General features: G+C 52.2%; 10 protein-coding genes and 1 rRNA gene. 10 read left to right on the forward strand and 1 reads right to left on the reverse strand.

Going from position 1 to position 13672, the window contains the following annotated elements; genetic code table 11:
* Positions 1 to 9 precede the first annotated feature (9 nt).
* From araA to MKY64_RS32815, 8 genes are all read left to right on the forward strand, one after another.
* Positions 10 to 1503, forward strand: coding sequence for an L-arabinose isomerase (gene araA / locus MKY64_RS32780; protein WP_340957984.1), 1494 nt, complete (start codon positions 10 to 12; stop codon positions 1501 to 1503).
* A 174-nt stretch (positions 1504 to 1677) separates the two neighbouring features.
* Positions 1678 to 1965: an Asp-tRNA(Asn)/Glu-tRNA(Gln) amidotransferase subunit GatC gene (gene gatC / locus MKY64_RS32785; RefSeq protein WP_076080520.1), complete on the forward strand. Its 288-nt coding sequence runs from the start codon at positions 1678 to 1680 to the stop codon at positions 1963 to 1965.
* Positions 1966 to 1990: 25 nt separating this feature from the next.
* A complete protein-coding gene (gatA, locus tag MKY64_RS32790) occupies positions 1991 to 3448 on the forward strand; it encodes an Asp-tRNA(Asn)/Glu-tRNA(Gln) amidotransferase subunit GatA (RefSeq protein ID WP_340957985.1) in 1458 nt (485 codons plus the stop codon).
* A gap of 251 nt (positions 3449 to 3699) precedes the next feature.
* The gene (gatB, locus tag MKY64_RS32795; protein ID WP_340957986.1) at positions 3700 to 5145 is read left to right on the forward strand and encodes an Asp-tRNA(Asn)/Glu-tRNA(Gln) amidotransferase subunit GatB; all 1446 of its coding nucleotides are present in this window, start codon (positions 3700 to 3702) and stop codon (positions 5143 to 5145) included.
* Positions 5146 to 5229: 84 nt separating this feature from the next.
* Complete coding sequence (locus MKY64_RS32800; protein WP_340957987.1) at positions 5230 to 5703, forward strand: GNAT family N-acetyltransferase; 474 nt, start codon at positions 5230 to 5232, stop codon at positions 5701 to 5703.
* A gap of 37 nt (positions 5704 to 5740) precedes the next feature.
* Entirely contained in the window at positions 5741 to 7669 is a 1929-nt protein-coding gene (locus MKY64_RS32805; RefSeq protein ID WP_340957988.1) for a DUF4097 family beta strand repeat-containing protein, read from the forward strand.
* A gap of 125 nt (positions 7670 to 7794) precedes the next feature.
* Positions 7795 to 8226 (forward strand): peroxide-responsive transcriptional repressor PerR, encoded by a 432-nt coding sequence (perR, locus tag MKY64_RS32810; protein WP_209880018.1) that lies wholly within the window; start codon positions 7795 to 7797, stop codon positions 8224 to 8226.
* Between the two features lie 194 nt (positions 8227 to 8420).
* The gene (locus tag MKY64_RS32815; protein WP_340957989.1) at positions 8421 to 10142 is read left to right on the forward strand and encodes a glycosyl hydrolase family 18 protein; all 1722 of its coding nucleotides are present in this window, start codon (positions 8421 to 8423) and stop codon (positions 10140 to 10142) included.
* 126 nt (positions 10143 to 10268) lie between these two features.
* Here MKY64_RS32815 and MKY64_RS32820 read toward each other — a convergent pair whose 3' ends face one another.
* Positions 10269 to 10634 carry a DUF2614 family zinc ribbon-containing protein gene (locus MKY64_RS32820; RefSeq protein ID WP_076080530.1) on the reverse strand — a complete coding sequence of 122 codons (366 nt, stop codon included), beginning with the start codon at positions 10632 to 10634 and terminating at the stop codon, positions 10269 to 10271.
* 129 nt (positions 10635 to 10763) lie between these two features.
* Between MKY64_RS32820 and MKY64_RS32825 the strand changes: the two genes are divergently transcribed.
* Positions 10764 to 11639, forward strand: a complete 876-nt coding sequence (locus MKY64_RS32825; RefSeq protein ID WP_209880024.1) for a nucleotidyltransferase-like protein — start codon at positions 10764 to 10766, stop codon at positions 11637 to 11639.
* 433 nt (positions 11640 to 12072) lie between these two features.
* Positions 12073 to 13633, forward strand: a 16S ribosomal RNA gene (locus MKY64_RS32830).
* Positions 13634 to 13672: the final 39 nt, after the last annotated feature.

Consider the following 13672-nt stretch of genomic DNA (forward strand, 5'->3'; position numbering starts at 1 on the left):
GAATTTGATATGCTGCAGGCTAAGCCTTATGTATTCTGGTTTGTAACAGGGAGCCAAGGTTTGTACGGAGAGGAAGTACTTGAGCAAGTGGAGGAGAACTCCAGGAAAATGGTGGAGGAGCTAAACCGCGAAGGGGGTCTTCCGTATCCGATCCAATTCCGCGAAACGGTCACGGCTCCGGAAGCGATTCTGCGAGTTTGTCTTGAAGCCAATTCCAGCGGGACCTGCGCGGGGGTGATCACATGGATGCACACCTTCTCACCGGCCAAAATGTGGATCTCGGGGCTGACCCAGCTGCGCAAGCCGCTGCTGCATCTGCATACCCAGTTCAATGTCGAGATTCCCTGGGACAGTATTGATATGGAATTTATGAACCTCAATCAGGCGGCGCACGGCGACCGTGAGTTCGGGTTCATCGGCGCCCGCCTGCGCATGGCCCGAAAGATTATTGCGGGCCACTGGAAGGATGAAGAGGTGCGTGCAAGAATCAGAGGGTGGATGAAGACGGCGGCGGGCTATACCGGGAGCCAGACGATGAGGATCGCCAGATTCGGCGACAATATGCGTGATGTTGCGGTGACGGAAGGCGATAAGGTGGAGGCGCAAATCAAGCTGGGGTGGACGGTCAACGGCTATCCGGCCGGCGATCTGGCTGAACGGGTTCGGAGTGTAAGTGATGCCAAACTGCGTGCACTGATGGATGAATACGCCGAATTGTACGATTTTACGGATCAGGGTCGCGCCGATGGCGCTGAACGGGAAGCCATCCGTGAACAGGCGCGGATGGAGATTGCGCTGAGCGAATTTTTGGAGGAGGGCGGATATACAGCGTTCGTGACCAGCTTCCAGGACCTGCATGGACTGAAGCAATTGCCGGGGCTGGCGGCTCAGCGGCTGATGGCGGCAGGCTACGGCTTCGGCGGTGAAGGCGACTGGAAGACGGCGGCGCTGGTACGGATGATGAAGATTATGGCTGGTAATCAAGGGACCTCTTTCATGGAGGATTATACGTATCATCTGCAAAAGGGCAATGAAATGGTGCTGGGTTCCCATATGCTGGAGATCTGCCCGTCCCTGGCTGCGGACAGACCAAGGATTGAAGTGCATCCCTTGTTTGTCGGCGGCAAGGAAGCTCCGGCGCGTCTAATATTTAACGGAGCCAGCGGCAAAGGAATCAATGCCACACTGGTGGATATGGGCGACCGGTTCCGCCTGATCGTCAATGAAGTGAATGCCGTACAGAATGAACATAGAATGCCTCATCTGCCGGTAGCGCGCCTCCTCTGGCAGCCGGAGCCGTCCTTGACCCGTGCATCGGAAGCCTGGATTCTGGCCGGGGGTGCACATCACTTCGCCTTTTCCTTCCATACAACAAGTGAACAGCTCCGGGATTGGGCGCGCATGGCAGGAGTCGAGTGCCTTGTCATCGACACCTCCAGCACCCTGATTTCACTTGAGAATGAGCTGCGCTGGAATGATCTGTATTACCGGATGAATCATTAGCCGGATTAAGCTTAAGCACTCAAGACCCGCTTGCTGCCACAATCAGCAGGTGCGGGTCTTTTGCTGTATATATCCCCCTCAATCGACAAGCGCATTGAATTGTAAGGCCGTCTACCCTATAATTAAAAACGTTATCCGGGCGCTTTAGCCCTTTAAACAGGAGGGATATCCATTATGAGCATCACCGTCAAAGATGTGCAGCATGTGGCCAAGCTGGCCCGACTGCAATTAAGCCCGGAAGAAGAGGCTACCTTCACCGAACAAATGAATGCTATTTTACAATATGCCGAGAAATTGAATGAGCTGGATACTGAGAATGTAGAGCCGACCACCCATGTGCTGCAAGTCAGCAATGTGATGCGTGACGATGTGGTGAAGGAGAGCCTGACCCAAGAGGAAGCGCTGCTTAACGCACCGGAACATGAAGAGGGACACTTCAAGGTTCCCGCTGTTCTGGAATAACCATACCCTGAGAGGAGGAAGCAAGTTGAGCCTGTTTCAATATCGACTACCTGAAGTACATAACATGCTGCACAGTAAAGAGGTCTCGGTCCGTGAACTGACTGAAGAATCCCTGTCCGTCATTGCGGAACGTGACAGCAAGGTTCATGCTTTTTTGACACTGAATGAAGAGGGGGCCCGCGATCAGGCACGTGCGCTTGATGACAAGCTGGCAACCGGAGCTGCGCGTGGTCTGTTATTCGGATTGCCCGCCGGAATCAAGGATAATATTGTGACCCAAGGTCTGCGCACCACCTGTGCCAGCCAGTTCCTTAATAACTTCCAGCCGATTTATGATGCTACCGTAGTTTCCAAGCTGCGTCAGGCTGATGCCGTAACTATAGGTAAGCTGAACATGGACGAGTTCGCCATGGGCGGGTCCAATGAGAATTCCAGCTTCGGCGCTGTGCGCAATCCATGGGATTTGGAGCGTGTTCCAGGCGGTTCGAGCGGCGGTTCGGCAGCAGCGGTTGCGGCCGGAGAGGTATTCTTTACACTTGGTTCCGACACCGGCGGTTCGATCCGCCAGCCGGCTTCCTACTGCGGAGTAGTCGGCCTTAAGCCTACCTATGGCCTGGTCTCCCGTTACGGGCTGGTGGCTTTTGCCTCCTCCCTGGATCAGATTGGTCCAATTACCCGCAGCGTTGAGGATTCTGCATATGTACTGCAGGCGATTGCCGGTTATGATGCCCAGGATTCCACCTCGGCCAAGGTCAGCATACCTGATTATCTGAGTTCGCTGACTGGTGACATCTCAGGTCTGCGGATTGCCGTACCGAAGGAATACCTGGGTGAAGGTGTGGACGCCCAGGTCCGCGAATCGGTGCTCGCAGCACTCAAAGTGCTGGAGGGCCTAGGCGCAGTGTGGGAAGAGGTTTCCCTTCCGCATACCGAATATGCCGTAGCCGCTTATTATCTCCTTTCCTCATCCGAGGCTTCCTCCAACCTGGCCCGTTTTGACGGTGTCCGTTACGGAGTGCGTGTGGATGATGGGGGTGGATTGCTGGATCTGTACCATAACTCCCGCAGCCAGGGCTTCGGCCCTGAAGTCAAACGCCGGATCATGCTCGGCACCTATGCGCTAAGCTCCGGATATTACGATGCTTATTATTTGAAGGCGCAGAAGGTGCGCACCTTGATTAAGCAGGATTTTGATGAAGTGTTCAAGAAATATGATGTCGTGATCGGCCCGACTGCGCCAACCACAGCCTTCAAGCTGGGCTCGCAGACCGAAGATCCGCTGACCATGTATCTGAATGATATCCTTACCATTCCTGTCAGCCTGGCCGGTATTCCTGCTATCAGCATCCCTTGCGGGTTCGCTGAAGGTCTGCCTGTCGGCTTGCAGATTATCGGCAAGGAGTTTGATGAGAGTACGGTACTGCGCGTTGCGCATGCCTTTGAACAACATACAGAGCATCACAAGGCCCGCCCGCAAATGTAGCTTTTATATTAAGATGCACTTAAGATTTGAACTTGAAGCTACATCGTCACTGCGGTGAACATTTGGACTTCCGGCCGCTGTTGTCCCCAGATTTCTTGATTAATACCGCTGTTCGCGGTTGAAATCCGGTGACAAAGGCGGTCGCTACCGCTCCTACAGTTCCAAATTTCCCCTCCGTTTCTTTTGCTTTTTGTTTATTTCTTTAGTGCTTCTTATATAGTTTGAGTATATGCCCACAAAACTTTTAAGGGATGAGATTATCTATGTCTAAATATGAAACGGTCATCGGGCTTGAAGTTCATGTGGAGCTTCATACCAAGTCCAAAATCTTCTGCGGCTGCTCCACAGAATTCGGCGCTCCGCCTAATACCCATACCTGTCCGGTCTGTCTCGGCCACCCCGGTGTACTGCCGGTGCTTAACCGCCAGGCGGTAGAGTATGCCATGAAAGCGGCAATGGCTCTGAACTGTACGATCGGCGATGTCAGCAAGTTTGACCGCAAAAACTATTTTTACCCCGATTCCCCGAAGGCCTACCAGATTTCGCAATTTGATCAGCCTATCGGCCTGAACGGCTGGATTGATATTGAAGTGAATGGAGAGACCAAACGGATCGGGATCACCCGTCTTCATCTGGAGGAAGATGCGGGCAAGCTGACTCACGTGGATGGAGGATTTGCTTCACTGGTTGACTTCAACCGGGTAGGCACTCCGCTTATTGAGATTGTCTCGGAGCCTGATCTGCGTTCACCGGAGGAAGCGCGTGCTTACCTGGAGAAGATCCGCGCCATTATGCAGTATTGCGATGTATCGGATGTGAAGATGGAAGAAGGCTCGATGCGCTGTGATGCCAATATCAGCCTACGGCCGGTGGGGCAGGAGGAATTTGGCATCCGGGCCGAGCTGAAGAATATGAACTCCTTCCGCGGGGTTCTGCGCGGGCTGGAGTATGAGCAGTTCCGTCAGGGGGAGATTCTGGATGACGGGGGAATCGTTGTACAGGAGACCCGCCGCTGGGATGAAGCGGGAGGCAAGACCTTGTCCATGCGCGGCAAGGAGGAAGCCCATGATTACCGTTATTTCCCGGACCCGGATCTGATTGTGCTGCATATTGGCGAGGACTGGAAGGAAGCGATCCGCTCCACGATCCCTGAGCTGCCGGATGCCCGGCAGGCCCGGTACAGTGAGGAGTTTGGTCTGACTGCCTATGATGCCGGAGTGCTCACTTCCTCCAAGCCGCTTGCGGACTTCTTCGAGGGCAGTCTTGCCTTCACGCAGGATGCCAAGGCTGTCGCCAACTGGATGATGGGCGATCTGCTGGGGTATTTGAACAGCAATAATCTGGAGTTATCCCAGGTGAAGATTACGCCGCAGGGGCTGGGCGAGATGATCGGCCTGATCGCAGGCGGAACCATCAGCAGCAAAATTGCCAAGACCGTGTTCAAAGAAATGCTGGAGAGCGGCAAGCTGCCGGCAGTTATCGTTGAAGAAAAGGGTCTGGTGCAGATCAGTGATGAAGGTGCGATCAAGAAAATCGTACAGGAAGTGGTCGCTGCTAATCCGCAATCTGTCGAAGACTACAAGGCCGGCAAGAAACAAGCGATCGGCTTCCTTGTAGGACAGGTCATGAAGGCGAGCAAAGGGAAGGCTAACCCGGGTCTTGTGAACACACTGCTAGCAGAAGTGCTGAACAGCTAGATTGGGTAATAGATTATAGAATCTTGGGCACAGGGCTTGTCGGCAACGGCAGGCCCCTGTGCAGTATATAAGGGGAATGTACGGATGGATACAATAGTGAAGCTGAATCTGCAGGATGAGATCACGCTGGATGAGCTATGGAGCCTTCAGCATAAGGCATACCGCCTGGAGGCGGAGATCATCGGGTTTCGTGACATACCGCCGCTGCTGGAGACGAGGGACATGCTCAGCCGGGTTACAGAGGAGTTCTACGGCTGCTTCGATGAGACGGAGGAGCTGCTCGGCGCTGTTGCAGTCACCCAGGAGTCTCCCGGCAAGCTAACCGTTACCCGGATGATGGTCAGCCCGGACCATTTCCGCCAAGGCGTGGCCGGAAGACTGTTAGAATTTATCTTTGTCCGTTACGCGGAGATGGAGCAGTTTATCGTATCTACGGGGAAGCTGAACCTTCCGGCAGTGACGCTCTATACCAAGCACGGGTTCATTCCTGTCGGGTCCGAAGAGGTGGTTCCTGGAGTAGAGCTGCTGGAATTCCACCGGACAAGCAGGCTGAAATGACAAGTACATCCCAATTTAGAAAGGAGGAGTACCGAGAATGAGTTCCGGCCATCAGAATCATGAGGAGCTTTCCGTGCGGGAAGAAGAGAATGAGGCAGGCTTGCCGCTGTCTGAAGCTGACGTAGAATTGAACCATCCCTACATCCCTCCCCGTCCCAAACGCCGTCCGCGTAAACGTAAATTTATAGCCGGCCTGCTTGCTGCAGTGCTTCCCGGCACGGGACATCTCTATCTCGGGCTGCTCCGCAAAGGGGTTTCTGTCATTTTCCTTATTGTGCTGGATATTGTGGCATTGCTGTATTTCTCATCTATCGGGATGCAAATCAATGTACCGCTGCTGATTTTACTGGGGCTGCTGATTCCGGTGTTATACTTCTATAATGTGTTTGACGCGCTTCAGAACGCAGACCTGATTCTGCGGTTTCCTGTTGAGCATGATCTTGAAGAGCTGGAGACCATCCAGTCCGGTACAACAACCTCAAGACGCCGGGTAAGGATCAGCGAGCCGGGGATTTCCTTTGGCCTCCTGCTGCTTATCGGCGGGGCGATGCTCTTTCTTTTCCAGCAAAAGCCGCCCTGGCTTCGGGGATTCATTGAGACCTCTGCCGGTGCTGCCGTTGCAGTGGTGCTGATAGGCCTCGGCCTTCTTATGGGGATCAGAGAGATGGCCAGGGACTCCATAGCGCGTCAGGACAAGGAGCGGAAGAAGCGGCGGATCGGCAGATATACAGCCTCAGTAACGCTGGCTGCTGTCGGAATCCTGCTTCTCCTGGACTGGCGTGATGGAACAGATTATATGATGCTGCTGCTCAAATGGTGGCCTATCATTCCGGTATTATGGGGAGTAGAGTATCTGCTGATCTATATACTTTTCCGCCGTCTGAAGCAGAGCGGTACTGCCGGAAGAGCGCGGATGGATCTGCGGGGATTGTTCTCTGCGGTAATACTGGCTGCCTGTGTGTTTATTGTAACCGAGCAGGAGCACTATCTGCATCTGTGGAACAAGGTGAGTCTTAACCTGACCGTGGCGGCAGTCGATTACGGGGAAGCGGAAGGAAGCTCATATCAGAAGGCTCCGCTGATGGTTCCGGTGGAACTGAACACCTCCAAGGTCAATATTGACGCTATTAATGGAGACATTCTCATTCACCGGGCTGCTGTGGAGGATATTGAGATTACGGCAACCGTCTGGGTAGACCAGCTGGACGGGGTGCAGGCGGAAGCCATAGCGGACCAGTCCTTTGTCGAGGTGACGGAAGGTACGACAATCAAGATCACACCCCAGAGTAAGGCGTACGGTGAATCCGGCAAACGCCAGCCGCGGATCAACCTGGATATCTCCCTGCCGGAAGACCGGCGGTTCGACCTGAACGTCCGTACGATGAATGGCGGAATTACCCTGCAGAATGTGGAAGCCATTGCCGACATCTCGCTGGAGACCGGGAACGGGGAGCTGATTCTGCACCGCATTTACGGCAATGTAAAAGGTAAAACCTTAAACGGTGCGGTGCGCACCAGAGATGTCCTGGGCAATGTGGAGCTGGGGACAAGCGGAGGCGATATGGGGGCTTGGGACGTTAGAGGTGCCCTGAAGCTGTCAACGGCGGTCGGCAACATCACGGCATATGACAGCGGGGATGTGCTGGATCTGTCCACGAAGAATGGCAATGTGGAGGTATCCGGAGCAAGATCCAAGCTGCATGCCGAATCCCTGAACGGCCGGATCAGCATCCGCTCCGGGGATTTCGGGGGAGACTGGGATGTGTACAGTGCAGTGGGGGATATTGAACTGTTCCTGCCGCTAACAGGTAATTATACGGTGGAGGGCTCCAGCGGATATGGAGATATCGTAACAGACCTGCCAGGGCTCGTGATTGACAAAAAAGTGCTTTCCGGCCAGATTGGAACCGGTGAATTCAAGCTGCGTGTAGACGGAAACAGCAATTTAAATGTGAGCAAATATTGAAATAAGGAATTTTTATTATATAATAATGAATATAATGTAATGACTTCATTGACAACGTTGAAAGCAGAGTCATACAATTACATTAGAATTATTATTAAGTTGTATAATTAAAGGCGGTGGCATGGATGGGTAGTGGCGTACAGCATGCATTGGAGCAACTCAAGACAACCGGTGTCCGTATTACGCCTCAGCGTCATGCGATTCTAACGTATCTGATGGAAGCGATGAATCATCCTACAGCAGACGATATTTACCGGGCACTTGAGCCTCAGTTTCCGAGCATGAGTGTGGCAACTGTGTATAACAATCTTAAGATGTTCATGGAAGCAGGTATGGTCCGTGAGCTGACCTACGGTGATAATTCCAGCCGTTTCGACGCCAATGTATCTGATCACTATCATGTTATCTGCCAGGAATGCGGCAAGATTGAGGATTTCAGCTATTCCACTCTTCATGAGGTAGAGCAGCAGGCCGAACGGGCCACAGGCTTCAAGATTCATGGATTGCGTATGGAGCTGTACGGTGTGTGCAAAGGCTGCGGCGAGAAGCAGCACTGAATGGAATGATACCTATAAGCGTGTAGAGTCCGAATGCGGATTCTGCACGCTTTTTTATATGAAGAGAGAATCAAGCTGTTACAAAAATACAAACCTTCCAAGAGATTCGCGCAACCAAGCTCGCCTGCATGGCGTATACTTAACAGAAGTGTTGCCTGCTTTTAAAATTCAACGAATGGTTTGGAGGACCTATTTTGGACAGAAGACAGAGACAAAGACGCGTCACAAAGCGTGGAAGTCTTACTCGCCGCTTATTGGGACTTGTCATCATAGCCGCCGCAGCCTTTTGGGTTGTTTATTATGTACTGCCGAACCGCCAGCATCTGGACCCGGACTGGAAGGGGCTGGACAAGCCGATTTTTGTGAAGGGACAGCTTACAGGCTATTCAGCATCGGGTACGGGGGACGGACTGCTGTTACCGCTGCCTTTTTTGCAGGAATATGTAGATCCTTCTATCCGCTATGAAAAAGAGAGCAAATCAGTCATCCTCTCAACGGACAGCAGTCTGTTGTACATGCAGGAGGAATCCAAGGCCGCAGCTCTGAACAATGAACCTCTGCAGCTTCGGCTTGCTCCCGAGGTTAAAGATAAAGTGACCTATCTTCCGGTAGACACACTGGAGAATCTGTACGGCTTCGAGATCGAAGAGGATACGAATACCGGTGCAGTGCTGCTAATGACTGCAGGTGAATCGGTGCCGCTTGGCAAGGTGAAGGGCAAAGAAGGCGGGAAAACGAAAGCCCTGCGCAGTGAGCCCTCGGTGCATGCACCGATTTTGGCGGATATGAATCCTGGGGATGTTGTACGGATCTGGAACACGGACACCAAGGACTGGGTATACGCTCAGCTTGATAATGGTTATTCGGGCTACGCCAAGGCGGATGATATTACCGTAGACGGTACCCGAACTGTAGAGAAAAAGCCCGCAATACCTACGCGCGCGGAGCGCAGCTGGAAGGATAAGCCGGTAAACATGTTCTGGGAAGCCGTGTATGAACGCAAGCCTAATCCCGCCAAATTCGCAGCCTTGCCTGGAATTAATGTGGTTAGCCCCACCTGGTTCAGCATTATTGATGTGAAGGGGAATGTGCGTAGCCAGGCGGACCGCTCTTATGTAGATTGGGCGCATAATCAGGGGATGGAGGTATGGGGGCTGCTGAGCAACAGCTTTGAACCCGATTTGACCACTGAAGCCTTATCCACGTATGACAATCGGATGAATGCCATTGTGCAGATGCTTAAGTATGCAGACCTGTACAATTTAGACGGGATTAATATCGACTTCGAGAATGTGTACACCAAGGATGGACCGAACGTAACGCAGTTCATGCGGGAACTGAAGCCGATGGCCCAGAGCCGTAATCTGATTGTTTCTATTGATGTTACGCCGAAGTCCAAGAGCGAGATGTGGTCCCTGTTTCTCGACCGTCCGGCGCTTGCCGCCGTGTCCGACTTCCTGATTGTAATGGCCTACGACGAGCACTGGGCAGCCAGTCCGGTTGCAGGATCAGTAGCCTCTTTACCGTGGGTTAAGACCTCTATGAACCGGATTATCGAGGAGGATAAGGTGCCAGCAGAGAAGTTAATTCTGGGAGTGCCACTCTATACGCGGATCTGGACGGAAGCCACCGAGAAGGGCAAGACCAAAGTAAGCTCCAAGGCCGTCAGTATGAATGCGGTCAAGGAGATCATCGCTGAGAAGAAGCTGACACCGGTATTCGATAAGGAAGCCGGACAGAACTACGTGGAGTATAAGGAAGAGGATGTTCTCCGCAAAATCTGGATCGAGGACACCACCTCGCTCACAGCCCGGGTAGAGCTGGCCCAGTCCTTGAAGCTGGGCGGTGTGGCAGCCTGGAACCGTAGCTTTGCCAGTCCGGAGGCATGGGAAGCATTGAAGGGAATTATTAAATAAGATGATTTCATTAAAAAAAGGTGTTGTCCTACAGTGGACAACACCTTTTTTGGCAGACAATACTATTCTTACATTACCTTGTCTCTAAATAAATGCATAATGTCAGTAAGCACTGCTTGGAGAGGATTAGTGTTTCAGTTGCTGGGTTTCAAGCTCTTCGGCAGTAATGGTAGCTTGTGCAGGGTCCATGGTGAGGATGGTGTGGCAGAACATGCAGCGGTCGGTTTTGCCCAGCATTTTGGTCAGCTTATGGCACTCCGGACATTCCACCTGAACCGCACTGGTTGAGAGCATGCCCGCCCAAAAATAAATAGCCAGACTGGCCATCATGGAGACGAGTCCAATGACAAGACCGACAGCAGCAACGACTTTGCCGGCAGAGCCCCAGAATACAATACCTGCGGTTCCCATGATCATGAGACCCATGCCAAGCATGGTCAGAAGCAGTCCCCAGGTGCGAAAAGCATTGATTTTGGCCGATTTAAATTTCATGAGTACGATCTCCTAACTGAAATATAGTTCGGTTGTTCAGGAGGAACTGGCATGAATATGTAGAATAAGCTTTATGTATAGAGATTATAACTGACGGACGCAAAATCGCCAAATTTGATGGAGGGAAGCATGGAACTGTCCAATTTGACCCTATTAAGCGGGGAGACTTTTGAAGAGAATGTTCTTGGAGCCGTTGCTTGGCGGCAAAGAGGAGACGCCACGTTTCAAAGTGCGCTGCTGCACGATTTTGATATGGTGGTCCTTCTGCTGCATGAGGAACAGGAGACGGAACGCATCATAACCCATAGCATTGCTGGTGATAAGCGGACACAATCGGTGCATGTAGGTCTATCTGCATTGGAACGTGCTGTTATGGCCGGAGATAACAACGAGCTTCTTAGCAGCCTGATATCCGGAGAGGTACTCTGGGACCCGAAGGGGATCTTGGCGGAGATGCGTAAGCAGCTCACCCAGTTTGAGGGCCCGCTCAAAGAACGGGTGCTGTTCATGGAATTCTCCCGTTTTTTACATATGTATATTAAGTCCAAGCGTTATATTGAAGCAGGCTGCACCATGGATGCCTATAATTGCGTACTCATTGCCTTGTATCATTGGGCGCGCATTGAAGTGAGTGAAGCGGGGTATTTCCCGGAACCGGCAGTATGGGGACAGGTGAAAAGCTTGAACTCCCCGGTCCATAAGCTATATGAAGAGTTGACTATCAGCACAGAGACACTGGACCAGAGAATTGAACTGATTCTGCTCGCCTGTGAATTTGCCCTTATGTCAAAAATGGAGGATTGCTGTATCATGCTGCTTCATATCCTGGGCAGCCGTAAGGAGGCGTGGAGCATTAAGGAGCTTCTGCAGCATTCGGGGCTCAGCCCGCTCCAGGCAGAGTTGCCGCTTGTGCTTCGCAAGCTGGTATCCCGTTCATTAATTCGGGAGATCGCCTCGTGGGCAGTGGATGCCGGGGATGGTCATGCCATTCGTTATACCCTTTAAGTTAACAAATCGCCTACTGGCGGTAACAGCTCTATATAGATAGCATTAGCGGGAGAATGGAGAGGGTGAGTGTACTCTCTTTTTTTATTTGTCCAGGTTTGCAGAAGAGCTGAAAGGAAACTGAATATTAAGGGTTGACTAGGGTGCAGTTCTTATGATAAATTATAACTCGTCCCTCTGACATAACGATGCGCAGCAATGCAGTCGTAAATCAGCCGAAAAAAGAAATTAAAAAAAAGGTTGACTAAAACGAGGGCGCTGTGATATATTATAAAGGTCGCTGCTGAGACAAAAAACGGCGACGAAAGATGAGCTTGATCTTTGAAAACTGAACAACGAGTGAGTATCGGAGATCACTTCAGTGAGATCCAAAAATGAGAATGTAAATTCTCGTCAGATGTTTCAAAATGAGCAATCGCTCTTTCTGAATACCAATTTGGAGAGTTTGATCCTGGCTCAGGACGAACGCTGGCGGCATGCCTAATACATGCAAGTCGAGCGGAGTTTGAGAGGAAGCTTGCTTCCTTTCAGACTTAGCGGCGGACGGGTGAGTAACACGTAGGCAACCTGCCCTCAAGCCTGGGATAACTACCGGAAACGGTAGCTAATACCGGATAATTTCTTTTTTCTCCTGAGAGAAGAATGAAAGGCGGAGCAATCTGCTGCTTGGGGATGGGCCTGCGGCGCATTAGCTAGTTGGTGGGGTAACGGCCCACCAAGGCGACGATGCGTAGCCGACCTGAGAGGGTGAACGGCCACACTGGGACTGAGACACGGCCCAGACTCCTACGGGAGGCAGCAGTAGGGAATCTTCCGCAATGGGCGCAAGCCTGACGGAGCAATGCCGCGTGAGTGATGAAGGTTTTCGGATCGTAAAGCTCTGTTGCCAGGGAAGAACGTCCGGTAGAGTAACTGCTACCGGAGTGACGGTACCTGAGAAGAAAGCCCCGGCTAACTACGTGCCAGCAGCCGCGGTAATACGTAGGGGGCAAGCGTTGTCCGGAATTATTGGGCGTAAAGCGCGCGCAGGCGGTTATTTAAGTCTGGTGTTTAAACCTTGGGCTCAACCTGAGGTCGCACTGGAAACTGGGTGACTTGAGTACAGAAGAGGAAAGTGGAATTCCACGTGTAGCGGTGAAATGCGTAGATATGTGGAGGAACACCAGTGGCGAAGGCGACTTTCTGGGCTGTAACTGACGCTGAGGCGCGAAAGCGTGGGGAGCAAACAGGATTAGATACCCTGGTAGTCCACGCCGTAAACGATGAGTGCTAGGTGTTAGGGGTTTCGATACCCTTGGTGCCGAAGTTAACACAGTAAGCACTCCGCCTGGGGAGTACGGTCGCAAGACTGAAACTCAAAGGAATTGACGGGGACCCGCACAAGCAGTGGAGTATGTGGTTTAATTCGAAGCAACGCGAAGAACCTTACCAGGTCTTGACATCCAACTAACGAAGCAGAGATGCATCAGGTGCCCTTCGGGGAAAGTTGAGACAGGTGGTGCATGGTTGTCGTCAGCTCGTGTCGTGAGATGTTGGGTTAAGTCCCGCAACGAGCGCAACCCTTGACTTTAGTTGCCAGCAGGTGAAGCTGGGCACTCTAGAGTGACTGCCGGTGACAAACCGGAGGAAGGTGGGGATGACGTCAAATCATCATGCCCCTTATGACCTGGGCTACACACGTACTACAATGGCCGGTACAACGGGAAGCGAAGCCGCGAGGTGGAGCCAATCCCAGCAAAGCCGGTCTCAGTTCGGATTGCAGGCTGCAACTCGCCTGCATGAAGTCGGAATTGCTAGTAATCGCGGATCAGCATGCCGCGGTGAATACGTTCCCGGGTCTTGTACACACCGCCCGTCACACCACGAGAGTTTACAACACCCGAAGTCGGTGGGGTAACCCGCAAGGGAGCCAGCCGCCGAAGGTGGGGTAGATGATTGGGGTGAAGTCGTAACAAGGTAGCCGTATCGGAAGGTGCGGCTGGATCACCTCCTTTCTATGGAGAATCGTCTTCTGCAATGAAGACATTCAAATC

The organism is Paenibacillus sp. FSL R7-0210 (assembly GCF_038009085.1).
GTDB classification, from domain to species: domain Bacteria; phylum Bacillota; class Bacilli; order Paenibacillales; family Paenibacillaceae; genus Paenibacillus_AQ; species Paenibacillus_AQ silagei.

Bases quoted from the DNA above. Each gene is read 5' to 3' on its own strand.
- araA (WP_340957984.1), top strand. From the start codon at position 10: ATGCTGCAGGCTAAGCCTTATGTATTCTGGTTTGTAACAGGGAGCCAA.
- gatC (WP_076080520.1), top strand. From the start codon at position 1,678: ATGAGCATCACCGTCAAAGATGTGCAGCATGTGGCCAAGCTGGCCCGA.
- gatB (WP_340957986.1), top strand. From the start codon at position 3,700: ATGAGATTATCTATGTCTAAATATGAAACGGTCATCGGGCTTGAAGTT.
- MKY64_RS32800 (WP_340957987.1), top strand. From the start codon at position 5,230: ATGGATACAATAGTGAAGCTGAATCTGCAGGATGAGATCACGCTGGAT.
- MKY64_RS32805 (WP_340957988.1), top strand. From the start codon at position 5,741: ATGAGTTCCGGCCATCAGAATCATGAGGAGCTTTCCGTGCGGGAAGAA.
- perR (WP_209880018.1), top strand. From the start codon at position 7,795: ATGGGTAGTGGCGTACAGCATGCATTGGAGCAACTCAAGACAACCGGT.
- MKY64_RS32820 (WP_076080530.1), bottom strand. From the start codon at position 10,634: ATGAAATTTAAATCGGCCAAAATCAATGCTTTTCGCACCTGGGGACTG.
- MKY64_RS32825 (WP_209880024.1), top strand. From the start codon at position 10,764: ATGGAACTGTCCAATTTGACCCTATTAAGCGGGGAGACTTTTGAAGAG.